Annotated in this window: 19 protein-coding genes and 2 pseudogenes; 16 read left to right on the forward strand and 5 right to left on the reverse strand. The window is 70.7% G+C overall.

Translation table 11 applies throughout. The features are described from left to right. Positions 1-4 precede the first annotated feature (4 nt). A complete protein-coding gene (locus AAC134_RS05660) occupies positions 5-757 on the reverse strand; it encodes an FCD domain-containing protein (RefSeq protein ID WP_339948092.1) in 753 nt (250 codons plus the stop codon). 282 nt (positions 758-1,039) lie between these two features. Between AAC134_RS05660 and AAC134_RS05665 the strand changes: the two genes are divergently transcribed. The 6 genes from AAC134_RS05665 (at position 1,040) to AAC134_RS05690 (ending at position 7,585) form a co-directional block, all read left to right on the forward strand. After that, a complete protein-coding gene (locus AAC134_RS05665) occupies positions 1,040-2,233 on the forward strand; it encodes a CoA transferase (RefSeq protein WP_339948093.1) in 1,194 nt (397 codons plus the stop codon). After that, a complete protein-coding gene (locus tag AAC134_RS05670) occupies positions 2,230-3,276 on the forward strand; it encodes an NADPH:quinone oxidoreductase family protein (RefSeq protein WP_339948094.1) in 1,047 nt (348 codons plus the stop codon). Before AAC134_RS05665 ends, AAC134_RS05670 begins: the two co-directional genes overlap by 4 nt. A gap of 130 nt (positions 3,277-3,406) precedes the next feature. Further along, positions 3,407-4,570 (forward strand): C4-dicarboxylate TRAP transporter substrate-binding protein, encoded by a 1,164-nt coding sequence (locus AAC134_RS05675; RefSeq protein ID WP_339948095.1) that lies wholly within the window; start codon positions 3,407-3,409, stop codon positions 4,568-4,570. A gap of 72 nt (positions 4,571-4,642) precedes the next feature. Further along, positions 4,643-5,203, forward strand: coding sequence for a TRAP transporter small permease (locus AAC134_RS05680; protein WP_339948096.1), 561 nt, complete (start codon positions 4,643-4,645; stop codon positions 5,201-5,203). Further along, the gene (locus AAC134_RS05685) at positions 5,196-6,503 is read left to right on the forward strand and encodes a TRAP transporter large permease (protein WP_339948097.1); all 1,308 of its coding nucleotides are present in this window, start codon (positions 5,196-5,198) and stop codon (positions 6,501-6,503) included. The genes AAC134_RS05680 and AAC134_RS05685 overlap by 8 nt, the downstream gene beginning before the upstream one ends. A 35-nt stretch (positions 6,504-6,538) precedes the next feature. Continuing rightward, a complete protein-coding gene (locus tag AAC134_RS05690; RefSeq protein WP_339948098.1) occupies positions 6,539-7,585 on the forward strand; it encodes an alcohol dehydrogenase in 1,047 nt (348 codons plus the stop codon). Between the two features lie 62 nt (positions 7,586-7,647). Here the strand turns inward: AAC134_RS05690 and AAC134_RS05695 are convergent, their stop codons facing one another. After that, entirely contained in the window at positions 7,648-7,785 is a 138-nt protein-coding gene (locus AAC134_RS05695; RefSeq protein ID WP_339948099.1) for a hypothetical protein, read from the reverse strand. Positions 7,786-8,277: 492 nt separating this feature from the next. On the opposite strand from AAC134_RS05695, the pseudogene AAC134_RS05700 reads away from it, so the two are divergent. After that, a pseudogene (locus AAC134_RS05700) lies at positions 8,278-9,479 on the forward strand (IS256 family transposase). A gap of 165 nt (positions 9,480-9,644) precedes the next feature. Then, positions 9,645-9,779, forward strand: a pseudogene (locus AAC134_RS05705) (IS6 family transposase); the annotation flags it as partial. A gap of 89 nt (positions 9,780-9,868) precedes the next feature. On the opposite strand, the gene AAC134_RS05710 reads toward AAC134_RS05705, so the two are convergent. Further along, complete coding sequence (locus tag AAC134_RS05710; protein ID WP_339948100.1) at positions 9,869-10,690, reverse strand: helix-turn-helix domain-containing protein; 822 nt, start codon at positions 10,688-10,690, stop codon at positions 9,869-9,871. 8 nt (positions 10,691-10,698) lie between these two features. Next, a complete protein-coding gene (locus AAC134_RS05715; protein WP_339948101.1) occupies positions 10,699-11,529 on the reverse strand; it encodes a helix-turn-helix domain-containing protein in 831 nt (276 codons plus the stop codon). Positions 11,530-11,685: 156 nt separating this feature from the next. Here AAC134_RS05715 and AAC134_RS05720 point away from each other — a divergent pair, with 156 nt between their 5' ends. The 8 genes from AAC134_RS05720 (at position 11,686) to AAC134_RS05755 (ending at position 22,050) form a co-directional block, all read left to right on the forward strand. Further along, positions 11,686-13,311, forward strand: a complete 1,626-nt coding sequence (locus AAC134_RS05720; protein ID WP_339948102.1) for a thiamine pyrophosphate-binding protein — start codon at positions 11,686-11,688, stop codon at positions 13,309-13,311. A 727-nt stretch (positions 13,312-14,038) separates the two neighbouring features. Beyond that, positions 14,039-15,169, forward strand: a complete 1,131-nt coding sequence (gene dctP / locus AAC134_RS05725) for a TRAP transporter substrate-binding protein DctP (RefSeq protein ID WP_339948103.1) — start codon at positions 14,039-14,041, stop codon at positions 15,167-15,169. Between the two features lie 46 nt (positions 15,170-15,215). Beyond that, the gene (locus AAC134_RS05730; RefSeq protein ID WP_339948104.1) at positions 15,216-16,427 is read left to right on the forward strand and encodes an acyl-CoA dehydrogenase family protein; all 1,212 of its coding nucleotides are present in this window, start codon (positions 15,216-15,218) and stop codon (positions 16,425-16,427) included. Positions 16,428-16,441: 14 nt separating this feature from the next. Next, positions 16,442-17,566 (forward strand): acyl-CoA dehydrogenase, encoded by a 1,125-nt coding sequence (locus AAC134_RS05735; protein ID WP_339948105.1) that lies wholly within the window; start codon positions 16,442-16,444, stop codon positions 17,564-17,566. Positions 17,567-17,613: 47 nt separating this feature from the next. Then, complete coding sequence (locus tag AAC134_RS05740) at positions 17,614-18,408, forward strand: enoyl-CoA hydratase-related protein (protein ID WP_339948106.1); 795 nt, start codon at positions 17,614-17,616, stop codon at positions 18,406-18,408. A gap of 16 nt (positions 18,409-18,424) precedes the next feature. Continuing rightward, positions 18,425-20,059, forward strand: coding sequence for an AMP-binding protein (locus tag AAC134_RS05745; RefSeq protein ID WP_339948107.1), 1,635 nt, complete (start codon positions 18,425-18,427; stop codon positions 20,057-20,059). 40 nt (positions 20,060-20,099) lie between these two features. Next, entirely contained in the window at positions 20,100-20,696 is a 597-nt protein-coding gene (locus AAC134_RS05750) for a TRAP transporter small permease (protein ID WP_339948108.1), read from the forward strand. 40 nt (positions 20,697-20,736) lie between these two features. After that, positions 20,737-22,050, forward strand: a complete 1,314-nt coding sequence (locus AAC134_RS05755) for a TRAP transporter large permease subunit (RefSeq protein ID WP_339948109.1) — start codon at positions 20,737-20,739, stop codon at positions 22,048-22,050. A gap of 127 nt (positions 22,051-22,177) precedes the next feature. Here AAC134_RS05755 and AAC134_RS05760 read toward each other — a convergent pair whose 3' ends face one another. Further along, on the reverse strand, positions 22,178-22,846 hold the full coding sequence (locus AAC134_RS05760; RefSeq protein ID WP_339948110.1) for a TetR/AcrR family transcriptional regulator: 669 nt from the start codon (positions 22,844-22,846) through the stop codon (positions 22,178-22,180). Between the last annotated feature and the right edge of the window lie 242 nt (positions 22,847-23,088).

A 23,088-nucleotide genomic window follows, 5' to 3' on the forward strand; every position in this document is an offset into this window, starting at 1 on the left:
GCGCTCAGCCGCGCAGCCGCGCCTCGACCGTCTCGCGATAGGCGGTGACGTGGCGGGCCATGCGGCGGCGGGCCGCCTCCGCGTCCCCGGCCTCGATCGCCTCGATGATCCGTCGCGCGATGTGCAGCACCTGGCTGCGGATGCCGGCGTCGGCGAAGCCCTCCAGCCGCGGGTCGATCAGGGCGGGGCCGAGCGCCTCGTGCACCGCGCCCAGCACGGCGTTGCGGCTGGCGCGGGCCAGGGCCATGTGCCAGGCGTGGTTCTTGCGCACGAAGCGGTCGGAGTCGGTCTCGCTTGCCAGCTCCGCCAGCGCCGCGCGCATCGCCGCGAGATCCGCCTCCGTGCGTCGCCGCGCGGCCAGCGCCGCGAGGCCCGGCTCGATGATCTCCAGGATCTCCATCAGCTCGGCGACCTCGGCCTCGCCGCTGCGCATGTAGATGTCGAGCGAGGCGGCCAGCGGTTCGATCCCGCCGCGGGTGGCGACGTAGCCGCCGTTGCGGCCCCGCCGGCTCTCCACCAGCCCCCAGCTTTCCAGCAGCCGCATCGCCTCGCGCACCGAGCTGCGGCTGAGGCCCGACAGGTCCACCAGCTCCTGTTCCTTGAAGCTGTGGCCCTGCGGAATCGCCCCCTCGACGATCCGCTCCTTGAGCGAGTTCGCCAGCTGCTCCGCCGGGCGGGACACGGCGATCGGGTTCAGCTTGACCAAACAGCCCTCCTGGAACGACGGCGCCGGGACGCCTTCCGCGGTCGTCGCCATGGCGCGTCGGCGCCTCGGACCGCCCCTGTCGATACCCCGCCCACGGCAGCGTGCCAATGCCGCCGCCCGAGGGCGAGGCGTGTTGCGCGGGCGATTTATTAGTAATACCATTGAATGTAATAATGCCAGGGCGCCCGATCCGCGGGCTCGCCGCGTGGGGCCGCCGCTTCGTCGGCCTGGATGGCGGCCCGGGGGAGATCGCCTCCACCGGACCTGTCTGAAGCCTCGGCGCGCAGCGCGGGCGGGAAGACCCGCGGCGCGCCCTTTCCAAGGGAGGATGCCATGGACGCTCCGCAGGACGGCCCGCTCGCGGGCTTTCGGGTGCTGGAATTCTGCTCGACCCTCTCGGGTCCCTTCGCGACCATGCTGCTCGCCGACCAGGGCGCGGACGTGGTGAAGATCGAGGCCCCGGGCGGCGACCAGTCGCGCCAGATCGGCGCCAACCGCGACGGGGTCGCCGGCATGGCGACGATGTTCCTCAACATCAACCGCAACAAGCGCTCGGTCGTGCTGGACCTTCGCAGCCCCGAGGGGCAGGCCCGCGCCCGGGCGCTGGCCGAGCGCGCGGACGTGGTGGTGCAGAACTACCGTCCCGGGGTGATGGAGCGGCTGGGCCTGGGCTACGCGGCGCTGCGCGAGGCCAACCCGGGGCTGGTCTACGTCTCGATCAGCGGCCTGGGCGAGGATCCTTCGGTCCGCGGCCGGCGGGTCTACGACATCGTCAGCCAGGGGCTCGCCGGGTTCTGCGCGATCCAGGCCGACCGGGTGACCGGAGAGCCGCGCACGGTGCAGAACGCGGTCACCGACAAGATCGCCTCGATGGTGGTCTGGCAGGGGGTGACCGCGGCGCTGCTGCACCGGCTGCGCCGCGGGGGCGAGGGGCAGCACCTGAAGGTGGACATGCTGTCCTCGGCCCTGTCGTTCCTGTGGCCGGAGTCGATGCCCGCCGCCACCCTGCGCGGCCCGGGCGTCACCGCGGGCGGCACGCTGGCGGGGGTGCAGTACGTCTATGCCACGCTCGACGGCCATATCCTGGTGGGTCACGTCTCGAACCCGGAGTTCGCCGGCTGCTGCCGCGCGCTCGACATACCCTGGTGCATCGAGGATCCGCGCTTCGACCAGATCGGCGGGCGGTTCCGCAACGCGGCCGAGCTGAACGCGATCTTCGCCGAGGCGCTGGCCGCCCGCCCGACCGCCGAATGGCTCGCGCGGCTGGAGGCGGAGGACGCCGTCTTCGCCCCGATCAACACCGCCGAGACCATCGCCGAGGATCCCGTGATCCGCGCGACCGGCGCGCTGGTCGATCACGATCACCCGCTGTGCGGCCCCTACCGGGCGCCGCGCCACCCGGTCGCGTTCTCGGCCAGCCCCGCCAGCCATCGCCGTCACGCGCCCGCGCTGGGCGAGCATACCGACGAGGTGCTCTCGGAGATCGACCGGGCCGCGGGCGCGTCCGGAAAGGGAGCGGGCGCATGAAGGCCTGGGTCTGCCGGGAATTCCGCGATCCCTACGTCATGGCGATCGAGGAGATGCCCGAGCCGCAGCCGGGGCCGGGCGAGGTCCAGATCCGGGTCGCCGCCGCCGGCCTCGCCTTCGGCGAGACGCTGGTGCTGAAGGGAACCTACCAGAAGACCCCGCCGCTGCCCTACATCCCGGTCAGCGAGATGTCGGGCGTGGTCGCGGCCGTGGGCGAGGGCGTGGGCCGCGTCCGCGTCGGGGACCGGGTCTCGGCCTTCTCGTTCGAGCTCGCCGGCGGCGGGCTGGGCCAGGTGGCGACGCTGCCCGAGACGTATGTCTTCCCCGCTCCGGTCGGCATGGGCCTGATCGAGGCGGCGGCGTTTCCGATGAACTTCTGGACCGCGTGGAACGCGCTGGTCGACCGCGGCGCGCTGCGCGCGGGCGAGACGCTCGTGGTGCACGGCGCGACCGGGGGAATCGGGGTCGCCGCCGTCTCGGTCGGCAAGGCGCTCGGCGCGCGGGTGATCGCGACCGGCGGCGACGACGCGCGGCTGGCGCAGGTCGCGGCGCTGGGCGCGGACCATGTGATCAACCTGCGCGACCAGGACCTGCGCGCCACGGTCAAGGCGCTGACCGACGGGCGCGGCGCGGACGTCTTCGTCGATCCCGTCGGCGGAGCGGTCTTCGAGCAGTCGCTGCGCTGCATCGCGCCGGGGGGCCGGGTGCTGACGGTCGGCTTCACCTCCGGCGAATGGGCGGTGGCGCGCACCAACGTGCTGCTGATGAAGATGATCTCGGTGATCGGGGTCGAGGCGCGGCTGGCCATCGAGACCACCGGCGGGCGGGGCCTCGCCTCGTTCGAGCGCATGTTTGCGGCGGTCGCCGAGGGGCGGCTGGAGCCGCATGTGGGGCAGGTCTACCCGTTCGAGGCGGCGCGGGAGGGCTATGCCGACATCCTCGCCCGCCGCCACGTCGGCAAGAGCGTGCTGGTCGTCGCCCCCGCGCTCTGCGGCATGACGGCCGACGGCGAAACGCTTGGCCCGGCCACTGAAATTATTTAATGGACTGACAATTAAAACAGATGCAATATCGCCGTCAGGTTCCGCCCGCCGTGGCGGTCGGGACGTGGCGAGGCAGGACGAACCGGGCGCGTAGAGGCCCGGGACCCGCCTCGCGGACAGGGAGGATGAGATGACCCACACCATCATCGGGCGGGCCGCCCGGACCCCCGCGGCCGCGGCGCTCGCCGTCGCCCTGCTGGGCGCGACCTCAGCCCAGGCCGCGGACCTGCGCATCGCGCTCGGGCTGCCGGAGGTCTACGCCGCCTACGAGCCGCTCGTGGCGTTCGCCGAGACGCTCGGCTCCACCGCGGGGCTGGACGGCAAGGTCTACCCCATGTCGCTGCTGACGCTGGCCGAGACGGCGGGCGGCGTGCGCGACGGGCTGGCAGACGTGGGCTTCGTCGTCTTCCCCTACCACCCGGTCGAGTTCTCGGAGGTGAACCTCGCGGCGAACCTGTCGATGCTGGCGACGACCGGAACGCAGGTCCCGATGCCCGGCGCGGCCGCGGCCGGCGCCTCGATGGAATACACGCTCCTCAACTGCCCCGACTGTCTGGAGCAGATGAAGGCCAACAACCAGGTCTACATCGCCGGGGCCTCGACCACGCCCTACCGGCTGCTGTGCACCAAGCCGATCGCCTCGGCCGGGGACGTGAAGGGCGGCAAGTTCCGCGCCGGCGCCGCCAACTACGCCCGCTGGGCCGAGGCGCTGGGCGGCTCGTCGGTCTCGGCGCCGGGCAACGAGACCTACGACGCGATGAGCCAGGGCGTGGTGGACTGCACGATGAGCCCGCTCGGCGACCTGATCGGCGGCCAGTATGTCGACGTCTCGACCCATGTCACCCTGAACGCGCCCGGGGGCACCTTCCCGGGGCTGGGCGCGGCCAACTTCAACCGCGACGTCTGGCTGGACCTCGACGAGGCGCAGCGCGCCGCGGTTCTCGAGGCCGGCGCCACGCTCGCGGCCTCGGCCGTCTTCGCCTATGCCGAGGACGACGCCGAGGGGCTGGTCGCGGCGAAGGCGAAGGGGATCGAGATCCTCGACGGCGACGACAGCCTGAAGGCCGCGACCGAGGGCTTCGTCGAAGACGACCTCGCGACCATCGCCGAGCAGTTCCGCGACAAGTTCAAGCTCGCCGACGTCGACGCCAAGATCGAGACCTTCTCCGCCCTGATGGAGAAGTGGAAGGGCCTGACCGCGGAGATCGGGGAGGGCGACGCCGAGGCGCTCGCCGAACTCTACTGGACCGAGGTCCTGTCGAAGGTCGATCCCAAGACCTACGCGATGGACTGAGGCGCGCGGCCGGCGCCCGTCCGTTCCGACAAGGACGACGGGCGCCGGTCGGCCCCGCTTCGCAGCCCCGACATGACCCTGATCCGCATGCTCCTCGACGGAGCCGCCCGCCTGACCGCCGTCGTCGCCTCGCTCTGCATCGTGGCGATGATGATCCACGTGACGCTCGAAGTCGTGTGCCGCGCCTTTCTCGACCTGCCGCTGAGCGGCACGATCATCTTCGTGGCCAACTGGTACATGGTGTTCCTGGTCTGCCTGCCGCTGGCCTTCGTGGAGCGGCTGGACGGACATATCTCGGTCGAGGTCCTGACCGAGACCTTCCCCGCGGGCCTGCGCCGGCATCTCTACGGCTGCACCTATCCCGTGACCGCCGTGATCTTCGCGGTGACCGCCTACGCCACCTGGCTGGAGGCGGTCTCGAAATGGCGGCTGGGCGCCTTCATCATCGAGGGCGGGCTGACCATCCCGATCTGGTTCGGCTACTTCGCGCTGCCGATCGGCTACGGGCTGCTGTCGGTCATGCTGCTGCTGAAGTTCGCGGCCTATGTCGCGGGCGAGCCGCTGCCCCCGCTCGCCGTCGACGCCGAGGACGACTGGCCCGACGCGACGACGGGAGGGGCGGCCCATGACTGATCCCCAGGTCGGCGTCCTGCTGATCGGCGTCCTGCTGGTCCTGATCGCCCTGCGCCTGCCGATCGGGGCGGCGCTGGTCGCCGTGCCCTTCATCGGCATCTGGTGGCTGTTCGGCTGGCGGCCCGCGGTGGGCGCGCTGAAGGCGATCCCCTTCAGCTTCGCGGCCAACTGGCAGCTCAGCTCGGTGCCGATGTTCCTGATGATGGGCTTTCTAGCCTATCACACCGGCATCACCCGCGGCCTGTTCCAGGCGGCGCGGGTCTGGCTCGCGCGGTTGCCCGGCGGGCTGGCGGTGGCGAGCATCTTCGGCGCGGCGGGGTTCGCCTCGGTCACCGGCTCGTCGGTGGCCTGCGCGGCGGCGATGGGGCGGATCGCGGTCCCCGAGATGATGCGCGCGGGCTACGACGACCGGCTTGCGACCGGCGCGGTCGCCGCGGCCGGCACCATCGGCGCGCTGATCCCGCCCTCGATCCTGCTGATCCTCTACGGGATCATCGCGCAGGCGCCGATCAGCCACCTGTTCCTCGGCGGCGTCGGCGCCGGCGTGCTGACGGCGGTCGGCTACTGCGCGGTGGTGGTGATCTGGGCGAGCCTGCGCCCCGAGGTGGCCCCGGCCGTGGCCGAGCGTCATTCGCTGGGCGAGCGGCTGCGGGTGCTGGTTCGCGTCACGCCGACGCTGCTGCTGGCGATCCTGGTCTTCGGCGGGCTCTTCGCCGGCATCTTCACTCCGACCGAGGCCGGGGCGGTCGGCGCGGTCCTGTGCACGCTGATCGCGGCGGGCTCCCGGCAACTGACCTGGCCCCGGTTCCGCCGATCCCTGGTCGAGAGCTTCACGACCTCGGCCGCGATCTTCGTGATCGCCATCGGCGCCAACCTGCTGGGACGGTTCGTGACCCTGAGCGGGGCCGACGACTACATCGCCGAGGGCATCGCGCAGGTGGCCGGCGACCGGGCGCTGCTGCTGACGGGGATCGTGCTGCTCTATCTGGTGCTGGGCATGTTCCTCGACCCGCTGGGGGCGATGCTTCTGACCCTGCCGATCCTGCTGCCGGTGGCGCGGGCGACCGGGATGGACCTGCTGTGGTTCGGCGTGATCCTCGCCAAGCTGCTGGAGATCGGGATGATCACGCCGCCCATCGGGCTGAACGTCTTCGTCATCAAGAACGTGGTCGGCGACCGCATCGGGCTGGGGCGCATCTTCCAGGGCGTCTCGCGGTTCCTGATCGCCGATGTCGTGGTGGTGATCCTGCTGATGGTCTTCCCGGCCATCGTCTTGTTCCTGCCCTCGCTGTCGAAGTGACCGCGGCGCGGGCTGAAAGAAACCGGAGGAAAGTCATGCAACTGTGGGCCATCGTAGAACCGGGCAAGCCCCTTCAGAAGATCGAGGAGCCCGACCCCGCCCCCAAGGGAAGCGAGGTCCTGGTCAAGGTCACCCATGCGGGCGTGTGCCATTCGGACCTGCATCTCTGGCACGGCGGCTACGACCTGGGCGGGGGCAGGCGGCTGAACATCATGGACCGCGGCGTGACCCTGCCGCGCGCGCCGGGCCACGAGGTGCTGGGCGAGGTCGTCGCCGTCGGCCCCGACGCGGAAGGGGTCCAGGTCGGCGACAGCCGCGTGATCTATCCCTGGATGGGCTGCGGCGAATGCCCGACCTGCCTCGCGGGGGACGAGAACCTCTGCGACAAGCCCCACGCCATCGGCGTGATCCATCACGGCGGCTTCGGCAGCCACGTCCTGCTGCCCCACCCGCGCTACCTGTTCGACTACGGGACCGTCGATCCGGCGGTGGCCGCGACCTTCCCCTGCTCGGCGATCACAGTCTACGGCGCGATCTCGAAGATGGCCGAGGTCGAGAAGGACGCCCCGATCCTGCTGCTCGGCGCAGGCGGCCTCGGCTTCGCGGCGCTGTTGATGCTGCACGCGCTGGGCTGGACCAACGTCCTGATGACCGACGTGAACGAGGCGAAGCGCCAGGCCGCGCTCGACGCCGGCGCGACGGCCTTCATCGCCGCGGGCCCCGACCAGCTCGCGCAGGTGCACGAGGCCGCCGGCGGCCCGCCCCGGGTGGTGATCGACTTCGTGAACACCGGCCGGACCGCCGAGGCGGGGCTCGAGATGCTCGGCCGCGGCGGCAAGCTGATCCTGGTGGGCGTCGGCGGGGGGGACTTCATGCTCTCGACCGCGATGATGATCTTCCGCGCGCGCACCATCGTCGGCTCGATGACCGGCGGCATGAAGGACCTCGAAGCGGTGATCAAGCTCGCCAACGAGGGAAAGCTGGCCCCGGTGCCGGTCGAGCGGATGGCCAAGGACGAGGCCAACGAGGCGATGCGGAGGCTCGAGGAAGGCCAGGTGACCGGCCGCATTGTGCTGACCTAGGGCGCCTCGAGGGCGCTCTCACGGTGTCGAACGATGCCCCGGTACGCCAACGCTTCGGCGCCTCAAGCTGCGGCGACCTCGCGCTGAGCTGCGAAGGCGTCTGCTCGGAGCTTCTTCATCGCTCGGCGGGCGACCAGGTGACGCTTGATGTTGAAATGGTTGTAGGCGGCGGCGTGAGGCGAGAGGAAGCGCTGAGCCAAACTCGGAGATCTGAACCCGCGCCGCTGGCGCTCTTCCGACCGGGCACGAAGCAGGCGCGGCTGGTGGAGAGGATCTCGGCGCCGGGAGCGCGTGCGTCGAGGCGCTCTCGTAGACGCTCGGCTGGCAGGTCCACACCACCCACGCGGCGCCGAACAGGCTGTGGAAGAAGGGGCTGGCGGTCGAGAGCTACAAGGGCGCCGACGGAAAGACCGTCGACCAGCTCAGGCGGGCGGAGGCCGAGGCCCGAGCGGACGATGAGGCGAGGCGGCGAGGCGGTGGCTCGGCCGCCTCGGGCCAGGCCGCGGAGCTGGAGCGGCTGGACGAGCGGGACGCCGCCGTCCTTCGTCGGAAATTGGAGGAGAGGACGCGCGCGCCGGCGCCCGCCTCGGTCAGCGTGGTCGTGTCCCTGGACGTGGTGTAGCTCGGGGCGGTCATCGAGGACCTCGGCAAGGTCGGGTTGCTAAGCCAACCTGAACCGCGGAACGACCCCGATGACCAAACCCATGATGGACCTGCGCGCGTTGGTGGAGAAGAGCGCGGACGCGGACGTGCTGCGTGAGATGATCGGCTTCGCGACCGAGCGGCTGATGGAGCTCGAGGTCGGCGCGAAGACGGGCGCCGACTACGGCGAGAAGTCCGCCGACCGGCTGGCGCAGCGCAATAGCTACCGAGATCGAGACTGGCAGACCCGCGCCGGGAATGCGGAGCTGCGCATCCCGAAGCTCCGCGCCGGCTCCTGCTTCCATCATTCCTGGAGCCGTGCAGGGCCGTGGAGAAGGCGCTGACGGCCGTCATCCAGGAGGCCTCCGTGAGCGGCGTCTCCACGCGGGCCATGGACGACCTCGTGCAGGCCATGGGCGGGACCGGGATCTCGAAGAGCCAGGTCAGCCGGCTGTGCGAAGAGATCGACGAGCGCGTCGACGCCTTCCTGACCCGGCCGATCGAGGGCGAATGGCCCTGTCTCTGGATCGACGCGACCTGACTGAAGGTGCGCCAGGGCGGGCGCATCGTCTCCGTCGCGGTCACGCTCGCGCTCGGCGTCGACATGGACGGCCGGCGCGAGGGTCTCGGCATGGACATCGGCGCGTCCGAGGCGGAGCCGGTCTGGACGGAGGTCCTGCGCGACCTCGTGCGCCGGGGCCTGAGCGGCGTGAAGCTGGTGATCAGCGACGCGCACGAGGGCATCACGGCCGCCACGGCCCGGGGGCTGTCCACGACCTGGCGGCGATGCGGGGTGCATTTCCAGAGGAACGCCCTCGCCCACGCCGGCAAGAGCAGCCGGCGCGTGGTCTCGGCTTTCATCGCCACCGCCTTCGCCCAGCCCGACCATGCCGCCGCCAGCGTCCAGTGGAGGCGCGTCGCCTACCAGATGCGGCCCAAGCTGCCGAAGCTCGCCACGCTCATGGACGCCGCGGGGGAGGACGTGCTGGCCTACATGACCTTCCCGGCGCAGCACCGCGCGAAGCTGCACTCGACGAACCCGATCGAGCGCCTGAACGGCGAGATCAAGCGGCGCACCGACGTCGTCGAGATCTTCCCCAACGAGGCCGCGATCCGCCGCCTCGTCGGTGCGATCCTCATGGAGCAGACCGAGCAATGGGCCGTGCAGCGATCCCGCTACATGACGCTGGAAATCCTCGCCCCCGTCGGCGATGACCCCCTCGTCACACTCCCTGCCGCGCAGGGTGACTGACCAGCTCGGCGCTGCCGAGGCCGTCAGGCCGGACGCCAGCTACACCACGTACAGGGACATGACCTCAGCGGCCGGCTGCTGGGGCTGGCGCTGGCGCATGCAGTCCAGACGGCTTTGACACGCAAACTGGATGGCGGCCCGAATCGCGATTCTTTAGGCTCGGGCATGCGCCGCATCTCCTACGCCCGACATCGCCCTCCGCCGGCCATCATCCAGCACGCGGTTTGGCTTTACCTCCGTTTCGCCGTGAGCTGCCGCGATGTCGAGGACCTGCTTGCCGAGCGGAGCATCGACGTCTCCTAAGAGGCGGTGCGTCGCTGGAAGCTCCAGTTCGGCGCCGCCTATGCGCAGCGGAGCGGGGAGCGGCGCCCGCGGTCGGCGTCTGTCGGTCAGTCGGCAGGGCCGAGGCGGAGAGCCCCCAGCGCGGCGGCCTCCTGAACGTCCTCCGCCAGGGCTTGCAAAGGCGCCTCGCGGAAGCTGCGTCCGAACATGGCGAGCGACATTGCGCCGATCAGTCCGCCCTGCGGGTCCAGCATGGGGGCCGCGACCACGCCGACGCCCGCCACCCATTGCGCTTCGCCATGAACCCAGCCCTGCGCCCGGTCCTCGGCGCAGCGCCGCTCGAACGAGATGAGGGCCTCCTTGTCGGAGAACCCAGCCTCCGCGATCCGCAGTCGGCGCTCCGCAGGGTCTGCGACGTCGCCCCAGGCGGCGAAGATCCGCCCCACCACGCCGCCGAACAGCGGCAGCTCGTAGCCGACCGGCATCCGCAGGCGGATCGCCGCGGTGCTTTCGATGATGCAGGTCGAGATTGCGCGCGTCGGGCCGAAACCGCGCATGACCCCCAGGTTGGCATTCCAGCGGTCCGCGATCGCGATAAGCGCGGGCCGCGCCGGGCCGAGCCGCTCGGGGTCGCCCAAAGCCTGCGTGGCGAGCTTCGTGAAGCGGGCGCCGATCTCCCAGGTCCGACCTGACGCGCTCGGCTGGACAAGCCCGATGCGCGCCAGCGTCGAAACGACATCGTGGCACGAACTCGGGGTCATCCCCGTTTCCCGCGCGATATCCGAGATCTGGCGTGGCAGGCGCGATCCACCCAGCAGCCGAAGCACCGCGGCCGCCTTTCGCAGCGACGCCACCCCGCCCTCGCGTCTGTCTCTCGGCGGCTCCGCCGCGGAAGCCGCATCCATCGCGTCCGTGCTCGTGTTCCTCATGCCGTCTCTCAGAACCCGCCCCCGATCCGGAGATCGCCCAGCAATGCGCCGATCTTCAGAAGTTCGACCGCGATGGCGCTGCGTCTTTCGGCATCGTGCTGGCCATGGAAGGCGGTGGCGCTCAGCACGGCGTCGACCCGTCCATCCAGCGCCCGAACGCCCACCGAGACGGTCGAGATCCCGGCTGACAGACGGCCGTTGTCTTCTGCCCATCCGCGCTCGCGCACAAGGTCCACTTCCGCGAGCCATGCGTCGAAGGCGATCGGCGTTTCCCACCGGACGCGGGCGAAGTGGCGCGAGATCTCGTGAGGCTTCAAGCCGCCGAACGCAGCCATCGCTCGGCCCATGGCGCCGGCCAGAAGCGGCAGCCGCGCGCCGACGTCGACGTGCAGTTGCGAAGGCGAACTGTTCTCCCAACGGTCGACCACCACCATGTGGCGCGCGGCACGGCGCCAGATCACGAGCGTCGCGGCGTGCCGTCGCGCCAGTTCGTCGAGGATCGGATCGACCGCCCGCAACGCGCCCCCGGGCGTCAGGTATTTCCGGCCGATCGCAGCCAGTCCGTAGTCGAGCGCATAGGTCTTCGTCGCCGCGTCGAAGGAAAGGATACGCTCTTCGACCAGGGTCTTGAGGATCGAAAAGCAGGAGCTCGGCGGAAGCTCCAGACGCCGCGCGATCTCGGTCATCCGCGCGCGCGGGCGGGTTTCGCAGAAATGCTCGATCACCAGCGCGGCGGTCACGATGGCCGGAATCGTCCGCCCTTCGATCGCAAGCTCCGCCAGCGGCGTCGTGGCCCGGGCGATCCGCTGGACAGGATCGGGTTCGACTAAGACGTCCAAGGGCGCGGATCCGCTTTGGGGTCGGGGAAGCGCCATCTGGACCTGCCTTGCCGCGGCTGTCAATCGCGATGCAGGCTCATTGATTCATAATGACGGAGTGATTACGGATATAGGAAATTTTAGCGGCATCGACGCTCTCGAGGAAAGGAACGGCAGATGAAAGTCCACGAGGCGATCGCCAAGGCGCTGGCCGTGCGCGGCGCGCCGCTGTTCGGCTTGATCGGGGATGCGAACCTTTTCATGGTGGACGCGTATGTCCGCCGCTTCGACGGGCGCTACGTGTCGGCCGCCTCCGAGGCCGCGGCGACGCTGATGGCCTTGGGCTGGGCCCAGGTCGCGGGCGGGGTCGGCATGGCGACCGTGACCCACGGCCCGGCCCTGACCAATGCGCTGACGGCTCTCGCCGAGGGCGTGAAGGCGCGGGTCCCGATGGTGCTGCTGGCCGGCGACACGCCGGTCGCGGCGCGCGATCACCTGCAGGGCATCGACCAGCGTGCGCTGGCGCTGGCGACCGGCGCAGGCTTCGTGCAGCTGCGAACCCCCGGAACCGTCGAGGCCGATCTGGCGGAGGCGTTCCGCGTGGCGCGCCGCGACTGGCGCCCGGTCGTGCTCAACATGCCGGCGGAGTTCATGTGGCAGGATGCGGGTCCGCAGGCCCCGGCGTCGGACTATCTCGCTCCCGCAGCCTTCGTTCCCGCCGAGGGGGACGAGCTGGACAAGGCCGTCGGCATCCTCGCCGCCGCTCGCGCGCCGATCCTGCTGGCCGGCCGCGGCGCGACCGGGGCCGCGCATCGCCAGGCCATGCTCGCGCTTGCGGAACGAATCGGCGCGCCGCTTGCAACCACCCTCCGCGGGCGAAACCTGTTCCGTGGCGAGCCCTTCGACCTCGGCATCTTCGGAACGCTGTCCACACCGCCTGCCATGGATGCGATCGGGCGGGCCGACTGCGTGATCGCGTTCGGCGCCAGCCTCAATCAGTTCACGACGGGGCAGGGGGCGCTTCTGAGAGGCAAGCGGCTGGTGCAAGTCGACGCGCACGGGCCCGAGATCGGCGCCCGCCGCGCGCCGGAAGCGGCTCTGCTCGGCGATCCCGCCGAGGTCGCGCGCCTTCTCATCCATTGGCTGGACGCGGCTGAGATCCCCGCCTCGGGGTTCCGCAGCGACGAACTGGGCGCGTCGCTTTCGGCATGGCGTCCGGAACCTCTGGGCGGGCCGCCCCCGCGCGCGGGCGCAGTGGACCTTCGTGCGGCGCTGCGCGCGCTGGATGCAGCCTTGCCTGAGGACCGGGTCGTGGTCACCGATGCCGGCCGATTCGTGGGCGAGGCCTGGCGCTGGTTCGACGTCCGCCATCCGCGCGATTTCGTATACGCCTGCGGTTTCGGCGCCATCGGCCTGGGCCTGCCGGAGGCGATCGGGGCGGCGGTCGCGGCCGAAGGGCGGACCACGGTCCTGGTCATCGGCGACGGCGGCTTCATGCTGGGCGGCCTGGGAGAGTTCGCCTCGGCGGTGCGTCATGGCTGCGATCTTGTGACGATCCTGTGCAACGACGGCGGCTATGGCGCCGAGCACGTGCAGTTCCGTGACCGGGACATGGACCCGGGCGCGTCGCTCTTCGACTGGCCCGACTTCGCCCCCGTCGCCGCCGCGCTCGGCGGCGAGGGCGTCACCGTGCGAGGCCCGGAAGATCTCGCGATGGCGTCGGAGGCGATTCGCCGCCGACGCGGTCCACTGCTGATCGACCTGAAGATCGATCCCGAGCGGGTTCCGCCCGTGCCGCACTGACCGCGGTCCGACCCGCCGTGCAACGCCCACAGCCGCTCGCATCGACGCGTACATGGTCGGCCGCCTCCACGAACTCGGCGGTCGGGACGCAACGGATGTCTGACCCCGCGATGCGGCTCCAGCCCGCGCCGAGATCGCCCTGTCCCGGCCTCCGTCGCGGCAACGTCCTCGCCAGCCGCAAGGCTGGCGTCTGGGTCGCGGCGACGCCCCAGAGGAGGGCCCGCGCGACGAGTCCCGCTCGTTTCACGGCGTGAGGCCCGGGACCCTTTCGCAGACCGGCGTCTCGGCGGCGTTGGAGGTCTGCTCCTGGCCTTGGTCGCTCCGCGCCTCCTCCGCGGCCCGGCGTTCCGCATGGTTCTGGGTCGGCCCTGCGATCGTTGCGACTGACGCGTGAACAAGGACCGCATCGCTGGTGAAAATTGCTCCCCAGCCGTGAGCGGCCAGTACGAGTTTTTCCTAAATCCGGAAATTCGACGGGATACCGAATTTTTCTCTGGCGTCGGGGCGGAAGCCTTCATAGGGTGCGGGTCAAGCAAACAGGCGCACAAAGGTTCAATCCACGCGCCGAGGGAGGAGGCTGAGGACGCCGCGCGGGTCGTGATGACCGGCCTGACGGCGACTGGATGCTCCTGCAATTCGAGACGCGGCGCGCATGACGCCCGCACAAGCCTTGGCCTGGCCGGTCGCTGCACGCGCCGCGGTCATGCGTACGCAGGGAGACGACGAAGTGACCAAGCTATTCGCAAAATCGGCTGCGGCGGCCTGCCTGGCGCTGACCGCGGCGCCGGCGCTGGCGGGAGAGGTCGTGTATTCGTCCTTCCTGCCGTCCACCCATCCCGACGTCGAGGTGGTGATGGGCGGGTTCGCCCGCGATCTCTCGGAACGCAGCGGGGGCGCCCAGAGCATCTCGATCACCGCGGGCGGGGCGCTGGCCTCCGCCGCCTCGACCCTGGACGCGATCGTGAAGGGCTCGGTCGACGCGGGCGGGATCGTCTACAACTACTCGCCCTCGCTCGCTCCGGCCGTGGCCCTGGTCGGGGACATGCCCGGCAAGATCCAGCAGGTGGCCGCCGCGGCCGCCGCCGAAACGCTGCTGGTCGACTGCGCCGAATGCCGCGAGGAGATGGAGCGCGTCGGTTTCCAGGTGGTGCTGAACCAGTCGACCGAGCCGTTCAGCCTGATCTGCCACGGCCGCAGCGTCGCGAGCCTGGACGATTTCCGCGGTCTGAAGGTCCGCGCCACCGGCGCGCTCGCCCGCATGGTCCAGAACCTGGGCGGCACGCCGGTCAACATCACCTTCGCCGAGGTCTACGAGGGTCTGCAGCGAGGCCAGGTCGACTGCACCGCCTCCGGGGCCGCGAGCCTTCGCGGCATGCAGTTCTGGGACGTGACCGACACCGTGACGACCGATTTTCCGATGGGCACCGTGCACGGATATGGCCTCCTGACGATCAACGGCGAGCTGTGGGCGGACCTTTCGGCCGAGGACAAGCGCCTCTGGCTGGACCTGGGCGCAGAGTACCTCGCGCGCGGCGCCCGTCAGACGCTGTCGGATTCGTCCGAGGCGATGCGGATCGCGCTCGCCGACAAGGGGATGGAGGCAGTCCCGGCGGACGCAGAACTGCGTGCGGCGCTCGACGCCGCCTTCAGCGCGCAGGTTCAGGCGGCGATGGCCTCCGCCGCCGAGCGCGGCGTGAAGGACCCGCAGGCGATCGCCGACGCCTGGTTCGCCAATGTCGAGAAGTGGACCGCGATCTACGAGGAGATCGGCGGCGACGGCGAGTGGACCGACGCCCAGTGGGCCGAATACGCCGCCCGCGCCAAGGCCGAGATCTACGACAAGGTCCCGCTCGACTGAGCCCGCCCGCGCCCGCCCCGTTCACGACCCAAGGAGCCGCCTTCCCATGGACTTCGCGCCCTCGCCCGACGACGACGCCTTCCGCGCCGAGATCCGGGCGACGATCGATCGCCTGCTGCCGGCGGAGATGAAGGCCCGTCGTCTCGCCGACTTCGACACCGCCGAGGCCGACGCCCGGGCCTGGATCAGGATCCTGGACGACGCGGGACTGGCGGTTCCCGCCTGGCCGGTGGAGCATGGCGGCAGGCCCTGGTCGCCCCTGCGCAAGTTCATCTTCGCGCAGGAGCTTCAGCACGCCCGCGCGCCCGCCGTCGACCGCATCGCGACCGAGATGGTGGCGCCGGTTCTGTGGACCTTCGGCTCGCAGGCGCAGAAGGCGGAGCTTCTGCCTCGGATCCGCCGGGGCGAAGACTGGTGGGGGCAGGGCTTCTCCGAACCCGGGTCGGGCTCCGACCTCGCCAGCCTGCGCACCCGCGCCCGGCGGGAGGGGGACGAGTATGTCGTCGACGGCTCCAAGATCTGGACGACCGACGGCCAGTATGCGGATTGGCTGATCGTGCTGGTTCGCACCGATCCGAATGTGAAGCCCCAGCGCGGCATCTCGATGATCCTGATCGAGACGTCGCGCGAGGGGGTGAGCCAGCGGCCGATCGAATCCATCGACGGCGGCTGGACCCTGAACCAGTTCTTCTTCGACGGGGTGCGGGTCCCCGTCGCCAATCTCGTGGGCGAAGAGGGCCGCGGCTGGGACTACGCCAAGTTCCTGCTGACCAACGAGCGGACCACCTCGGCCGAGGCTCCGCACACCAGGCGCGACCTGGAACAGTTGAAGCGCATCGCGCGCACCGCCGTCGCCCGCGGCCGGCCGTTGATCGAGGATCCGGTGTTCCGCGCCAAGATCGCGCAGCTCGAGATCGATCTGACCGCGCTCGAATGGTCCGTGCTGCGGGTGCTGCACATGGAAGAGCGGGACCCGAGGCTCGGCTCGGTCGCCTCGGTCCTGAAGATGCGGGGCAACGATCTGACGCAGCGGGTTGCGGATCTCTGCGTCGACGCGCTGGGCGACATGGGCGTCGCCATGCATCTCGACCCCGACCAGCCGCAGGTGCGCGCGGACGACCGTCTGTGGCCGCCGCTGGCGCCGCAGGAGGCGGCCGGCGCTTCCGCCCGGTCGATCTTCCGCAGGGCCGCCTCGATCTACGGCGGCTCGAACGAGATCCAGCGCGGCATCGTTGCCAAGGCCATCCTGGGCCTGTGAGCGAAGGGGGAAGCATGAACTTCGAGCAGACCGACGATCAGACCGCGCTCGCCGACAGCCTGCACCGCTGGATGGACGCGGAGCACGGTTTCGAGACCGCGGTCGTCCGCGCCCATTCGTCCGCCGACCCCGGGATGTTGCCCGTCTTCGCCGAGCTGGGCTGGCTGGGCGCCGCCCTGTCGGAGGCGGAGGGCGGCTTCGGCGGCGGCGCTCCGGAAGCCGCGATCGTGGGCGAGGCGGTGGGCCGCGCGCTTGTCGTCGAGCCCTGGATCCCGCTCGCCGTCCAGACGCCGCGGACCCTGCTGGCGCTGGCGGGCGAGGCCGCGCGGCCGCGCATCGAGGCGCTGGTCTCCGGCGAGCGCCGCCTGGTTCCCGCGGTGACCGAGACCGCCGGGCGCGGCGCTCCCGACTGGGTTGAGACCCGGGCCGAGCGCGACGGGGACGGCTGGCGGCTCACCGGAACCAAGAGCCTGGTCCTCGGCGCCCCGCTCGCCGACGCCTTCCTCGTCGCCGCCCGCCTGGAGGGCGCGCCCGGCGACCGCGCCGGCGTGGCGCTGTTCGAGACGCCGGCGCAGACCGAGGGTCTGTCTTTGCATCCCTACCGGCTGGTCGACCGTCGCGCCGTCGCCGACCTGGATCTCGCCGACGTCCGGCTGCCGGCCGAGGCGCTGATCGGTCCGGCGGGCGGGGCGCTGGAGGCCATCGAGCTGGGCTGCGACCACGCCCGCCTGGCGCTCTGCGCCGAGATCCTGGGCGCGATGGACGCGGCCCTGTGGATGACCCGCGACTACCTCAGGACGCGGGAGCAGTTCGGCCGGCCGATCGGCGATTTCCAGGCACTCCAGCACCGCATGGCCGAGATGCTGGTGGAGACGGAGCTGACCCGCTCGATGATCTTCCAGGGCCTCGCCGCCCTCGGTCGCCCGCCCGACGCGCGCGCGAAGGGCATCGCCGCGACCAAGGCGCATGTCGCCCGCTCGGGTCTCTTCGTCGGCCGCCAGGCGATCCAGCTCCACGGCGGCATGGGCATGACCGAGGAGCTGAAGGTCGGCCATCTCTACCGCCGGATCATGGCGAACGCCGGCCTGCTGGGCGACGCGGACCTGCATGTCGCCCGCTACGCCGAGATGATGGACTGAAGCCGCGCGCCGGAACCGGCGGGGCGGACGACGCGAGGGAGACCCGAATGGATTTCGAGACCTACGAGACCCTGAAGTTCGCGCGGCGCGGCCGGGTGCTGGCTATCGCCCTCAGCGCCCCGCAGGCGCGCAACGCCGTCAGCCGCCTGATGCATCAGGAGCTGATCCGCGCGCTGGAGGAAGCCGATCTCGACGAAGACAGCGACGTTCTCGTCCTGACGGGCGAGGGCGACGCCTTCTGCGGCGGCGGCGACATCGCGTGGATGAAGGCGATGCGCGAGAAGCCGGCCGAGCGGAAGGCGGCGATCAGCGAAGGTCGGCGGATCCTCTACACGATCCTCGAGCTCGACAAGCCGATCATCGGCAAGGTGCGCGGCCCCGCCATCGGGCTGGGCGCCACGCTGGCGCTGTTCTGCGACGTGATCTTCGCCTCCGAGACCGCGAAATTCGCCGATCCGCACGTGCGCGTGGGCCTGGTCGCGGGCGACGGAGGCGCGGTGATCTGGCCCGCCCTGCTCGGTCCGGCGCGGGCCAAGGAATATCTGATGACCGGCGACGTGGTGACCGGGCGGAAAGCGATGGAACTCGGTCTCGTCAACCACTGCCTGCCGGATGCCGAGCTCGACGCCGCCGTCGACGCCTTCGCCGACCGCCTCGCGGGCGGCGCGCTGGCCGCCATCCGCTGGACGAAACGCGCGGTCAACGCGGGCCTTCGCGCGCAGGCGGCCCCGGTGCTGGAACTCGCTTTCGCCTATGAGGCCGCTTCGATGGAAACCGACGACCATCGCGCCGCCGTCGACGCCTTTCTGGCCGGCCACGCGCCGACGTTCCAGGGCCGCTGAGCCAAGGGAGACGAACATGCATGTCACTCCGTCCGGCTGGCCAAGCCGCATCGACCCCAAGATCGCCGCGCGCCGCGTCGCGGATGGCGTCTGGACCGGCCGCACGATCGCCGACTCCGCCCGCGACCTCGCGGCGCGCGAGCCCGGGCGCATCCTCTTCGGCACCGAGCAGGGCGACTTCGCCGTCGGCCGGCTGGTCGAGCGGGCCGAGGCGCTGGCCCGCGGGCTGCTGGACCTGGGGATCGAGCCCGGCCAGACCGTCAGTCTGCAGATGCCCAACTGGATCGAGGTGGCCGAGATCGACCTCGCCTGCGCGATGGGCGGCTTCGTGGTCAATCCCATCGTCCCGATCTACCGGGAGGCGGAGCTTCGGCAGATCCTCGCCGACGCGCGCACGCGCCTGGTCTTCGCCCCGGGCCGCTATCGCAACACCGACCACGTCGCGATGATCGAGAGCCTCCGGGCCGACCTGCCGCTGCTTTCCCACGTCATCCCGGTGCGCGAGGGTTCGGCCTACGAGGACCTGATCGCGCGCGGCCGCGCCTCGCAGCGCGCGCTGCCCGCGGTCGACCCGGACGACGTCAAGTCGCTCGTCTACACCTCCGGCACGACGGGGGCGGCCAAGGGCGTGATCTACACCCACAACCAGGCGCGCCGGACGCTCGCCAACACCTTCCGCGCCTGGGACCTGCCGGCGGACATGTCGGTGCTGATCGGCACCCCCGTCGGACACGTCACCGGCTTCAGCTTCGGCATCGACATCGCATACCACTTCGGGTCGCGCACCCAGCTGATGGAGGCTTGGGACGCCACGCGCGCGGTCGAACTGATCGACGGGCTCGGCATCAGCGCGATGCTCGGCGCGACGCCTTTCCTGGTCGAGCTGATGCAGGCGGCCGCGGCGGCGAAGACCACGCTGCCCAGTCTCGTCTTCTTCCTCTGCGGCGGCGCCGCTGTGCCCTCCGACCTGGTGGCCAAGGCCTACGAGGCGTTCCCCGGCTGCGTGACCTTCCGCGCTTTCGGCTCCACCGAATGCCCGCTGATCACGCAGGGCGTGCGCGGCGACCCGGACCTCTGCGCCTCCACCGACGGGCGGGTCGACGACTATGAGGTGAAGGTCGTCGACGAGGCCGGACGCGTCCTGCCTCCGGGAGAGGAGGGCGAGGCGCTGGCCCGCGGCCCCGCGATGTTCGTGGGCTACACCGACCCGAAGGCGACCGAGGAGGCCTTCGACCGGGACGGTTTCTTCCGTACCGGCGACCTGGTGCGGATGACCGCGGACGGCGTGATCGTCGTCACCGGCCGCAAGAAGGACCTGATCATCCGCGGCGGCGAGAACTTGTCGGCCAAGGAGATCGAGGACGCGCTCCACGCCCATCCGGCGGTGAACGAGGCGGCGGTCTTCTCGATGCCCCACGCCCGGCTGGGCGAAGGCGTCTGCGCGTGGATCGTGCCCGCGGGCGCGGAACGGCCTGACAAGGCCGAGTTCGCCGCCTGGCTCAAGGCGCGAGGGCTCGCGCCGCAGAAGTGGCCCGAGCGGGTGGATTACGTCGAGGCCCTGCCGAAGACGCCGTCCGGCAAGGTGCAGAAGCACATCCTGCGCCGGATGATCGCCGAGCGGATCGCCGACGAGGCGGGGGCGGCGGGATGAGCCGACGCGTCCGCTTCCTCCGGTCCGGGACCGCGTCGCGATGAGCCGCGCCATCCTCGCCTGGGTCCCCCGGGCCGTCGACCTGTGCAACCGCGTTATGCTGGCCGCGGCGGGCGTGGCGCTCGGGCTGATGATGGTCAACACCGTCGCCGACATCCTGGGCAAATACCTGCTGAACCAGCCGGTTCCGGGCACGATCGCGATCGTGTCCTGGTACTGGATGGTCTCGGTCGCCTTCATGCCGGTCGCCTATGTCCAGGCGCGGCGCGAACACCTGATGGTCGAACTCTTCACCATGCGCCTGTCGCCGCGTGCGAAGGCGGGGATGGACGTCGCGGTCGCGGCGGCGGGAGCTCTCTACATGGGCCTGCTGACCTGGCTGGTCTGGGAGGAGGCGCTCGTCGCCACCCGGCGGGGCGAATTCCAGGACATCACCGTGATGGATCTGCCGGTCTGGCCCTCCCGCTGGATCCTGCCGGCGGCCTTCGGCCTGATGACCGCGGTGCTGGCGATCCAGTGCGTGCTCGACCTGATCCATGCCGTCACGGGCCGGCCGCCGCCGACGCCGCCCGGCGCCGCAGCCCCCGAAGCCGCGCGCGACGGCTCGCATGCCGACGCGGCCGACCGGGCGCTCTGAGCCTTTCGACGCCCCGCACGAACGGAGTTTCCGGTTCCCCATGTCGAATCTCGAAATCGGGCTTGCGGCCCTGCCCGCGCTTCTGATCCTTCTCGCGCTGCGCGCTCCCATCGGGCTGGCGCTGGGCGGCGTGTCGCTGGTCGGCCTGCTGCTGGTGCGCGGACCGCGGGCGACGCTCGCGATCTTCGGCTCGCTGCCGATGGAGTTCGGCGCCTCCTGGACGCTGTCGGCGGTGCCGATGTTCATCCTGATGGGCGCCGTGGCTTTCCATACCGGCCTGACCCGCGGCATCTTCGAAGCGGCGCGGCTGTGGCTCGCGAAGCTGCCGGGCGGGCTGGCGGTCGCCTCCAACTTCGCGTCGGCAGGTTTCGCCGCGGCCTCCGGCTCCTCGCTCGCCACCTGCGCGGCAATGGGGCGGATCGCGATCCCCCAGATGCTGAAGGCGGGCTACGATCCCGCGCTCGCGTCGGGCTCGGTCGCAGCGGCCGGCACGCTGGGGGCGCTGATCCCGCCGTCGATCCTGTTCGTTCTCTACGGCTGGTTCACCGAGACCTCGATCGCCGCGCTCCTGCTCGCCGGGATCGTGCCGGGCATTCTGACGGCGCTGATCTATGCTGGCCTGATCCTCCTGCGCTGCCGAGCCCGCCCCTCGCTGGCGCCGCCGATCGCATTCGAGGCGACGATGGCCGAGAAGCTGCGCGCGCTGGCCGACGTCTGGCCCGTTCCACTGCTGGTCCTGGGCGTCGTCGGCTCGATCTATTCCGGGCTCGCCACCGCGACCGAGGCGGCGGCGCTCGGCGCGGCCTTCGCGATCGTGGTGGCGCTGGCACGACGGAGCCTGGGCTGGACCGCGCTGCGCGACAGTTTCCTCGAGACGCTTGTCTCCACGTCCTCGATCTTCTTCGTGGCCATCGGCGCCCTGCTGCTGACCCGCTTCCTCGCGTTCGCGGGCGTGCCCGCCTTCATCGCCCAGCAGATCTCGGGTCTGGGCGTCGACCCGCTGATGCTGATCGTGGGCCTGTCGGTCATCTACCTGGTGCTCGGGTGTTTCCTCGAGCCGCTGGGCCTGATGCTGCTGACGCTTCCCGTCATCTATCCGATCTTCAAGTCGGCCGGGATCGATCCGATCTGGGCCGGAGTGATCGTGGTCAAATACCTCGAAATCGGCATGATCACGCCGCCCGTGGGCCTGAACGTGTATGTGGTCAAGGGCGTGGTCGGCGACACGATCCCGTTGCCCACGATCTTCCGCGGCGCGCTGTGGTTCCTGGCCGCGGAAGTGGTGATCATGGCGCTGCTGATCGCGTTTCCCGCAATCTCCACCACCCTTCCTTCGATCCTGCTCGCCCGATGACGCAGGCGGGGCGGGGGGGCGGAGGCGGCGCGGTCTCGCGTCGTGCGGGCATCCCGGTTTCCCGACCGGACGCCCGGGTTTCCGCGACCCTGAGCCGGGGGACATCGCCGTCTGGCGGGGCGTCTGCTCATTCGACCTCGGCGCGCTTGTCGAGAGCCGTCAGGATGAAGCGGGTCGCACCCTCGATCAGCGCGTCGAGCGGCAGGCGTCCGGCAGGCGTGTACCACGTCTGGGTGTACTCGATCGCGCCCAGCAGCAGCATCCGGGCGAGGCCCGGCTCGATGTCCGCGCGCAGCTCTCCGCACGCCTGACCCTCGGCCACAAGCCGCCGCCAGAAAACGCCGTAGCGCTTCTCGAAGCGATCGTGGCGGGCCCTCACCTCGGCCGGGACCTGATCGTAGATGCGGCGATAGGCCTTCACGAACGGGTCGCCGCGGTGGACGTAGTCCAGATGCGCGGCGATGGCGGCGCGGATCTTGTCGATCACGGTCGCGTCGTCGGGCAGCTCCGAAAACACGCGGTCCATGATGTCTTCCATCCGGTAGGTGGCTTCATTCAGCACCTGTTCGACCAGATCGTCGCGCGAGCTGAAATGATAGTAGAGCGCGCCGGCATGGAGCCCTGCGCCACGGGCGATCTCGGCCAGCTTGCTCTCGGCCAGGCCCTTGTCGTGGAACACCTGGGCCGCGGAATCGAGGATCCGCGCGCGGGTCACCTCGTGCTTCGCCAGACGGCGCGGCGCGCGTTCGGTCTCGACGTCCGTCTCCGCGTCCGGCGCGTCGGCATGATTCTCCATCGGATGGTCCTTCTGCATTCTCGCTGCATAGCAGCGTGAAGCGCCCCCGTCCGCAGGTCTTCGTCCATCGCGAACAAGTTTTGAATTTCAATTCAAAAATTTCTTGACTGCATCCCGCCCCAGGCGCCATCGTCGCGCCGAAAGCACGGAGGCCCGCCGCCGCCCCGCATCGGGCCAGGAATGCACGGGATTTCCGAGGCGCCGCGCCGCTCCTCCGGGCATGGGACGCGGGCGTCCCGGAA

Source organism: uncultured Albimonas sp. (assembly GCF_963977235.1).
Taxonomy (GTDB): Bacteria; Pseudomonadota; Alphaproteobacteria; order Rhodobacterales; family Rhodobacteraceae; genus Albimonas.

Bases quoted from the DNA above. Each gene is read 5' to 3' on its own strand.
- AAC134_RS05660 (WP_339948092.1), bottom strand. From the start codon at position 757: ATGGCGACGACCGCGGAAGGCGTCCCGGCGCCGTCGTTCCAGGAGGGC.
- AAC134_RS05665 (WP_339948093.1), top strand. From the start codon at position 1,040: ATGGACGCTCCGCAGGACGGCCCGCTCGCGGGCTTTCGGGTGCTGGAA.
- AAC134_RS05670 (WP_339948094.1), top strand. From the start codon at position 2,230: ATGAAGGCCTGGGTCTGCCGGGAATTCCGCGATCCCTACGTCATGGCG.
- AAC134_RS05675 (WP_339948095.1), top strand. From the start codon at position 3,407: ATGACCCACACCATCATCGGGCGGGCCGCCCGGACCCCCGCGGCCGCG.
- AAC134_RS05680 (WP_339948096.1), top strand. From the start codon at position 4,643: ATGACCCTGATCCGCATGCTCCTCGACGGAGCCGCCCGCCTGACCGCC.
- AAC134_RS05685 (WP_339948097.1), top strand. From the start codon at position 5,196: ATGACTGATCCCCAGGTCGGCGTCCTGCTGATCGGCGTCCTGCTGGTC.
- AAC134_RS05690 (WP_339948098.1), top strand. From the start codon at position 6,539: ATGCAACTGTGGGCCATCGTAGAACCGGGCAAGCCCCTTCAGAAGATC.
- AAC134_RS05710 (WP_339948100.1), bottom strand. From the start codon at position 10,690: ATGAGGAACACGAGCACGGACGCGATGGATGCGGCTTCCGCGGCGGAG.
- AAC134_RS05720 (WP_339948102.1), top strand. From the start codon at position 11,686: ATGAAAGTCCACGAGGCGATCGCCAAGGCGCTGGCCGTGCGCGGCGCG.
- AAC134_RS05730 (WP_339948104.1), top strand. From the start codon at position 15,216: ATGGACTTCGCGCCCTCGCCCGACGACGACGCCTTCCGCGCCGAGATC.
- AAC134_RS05735 (WP_339948105.1), top strand. From the start codon at position 16,442: ATGAACTTCGAGCAGACCGACGATCAGACCGCGCTCGCCGACAGCCTG.
- AAC134_RS05740 (WP_339948106.1), top strand. From the start codon at position 17,614: ATGGATTTCGAGACCTACGAGACCCTGAAGTTCGCGCGGCGCGGCCGG.
- AAC134_RS05745 (WP_339948107.1), top strand. From the start codon at position 18,425: ATGCATGTCACTCCGTCCGGCTGGCCAAGCCGCATCGACCCCAAGATC.
- AAC134_RS05750 (WP_339948108.1), top strand. From the start codon at position 20,100: ATGAGCCGCGCCATCCTCGCCTGGGTCCCCCGGGCCGTCGACCTGTGC.
- AAC134_RS05755 (WP_339948109.1), top strand. From the start codon at position 20,737: ATGTCGAATCTCGAAATCGGGCTTGCGGCCCTGCCCGCGCTTCTGATC.
- AAC134_RS05760 (WP_339948110.1), bottom strand. From the start codon at position 22,846: ATGGAGAATCATGCCGACGCGCCGGACGCGGAGACGGACGTCGAGACC.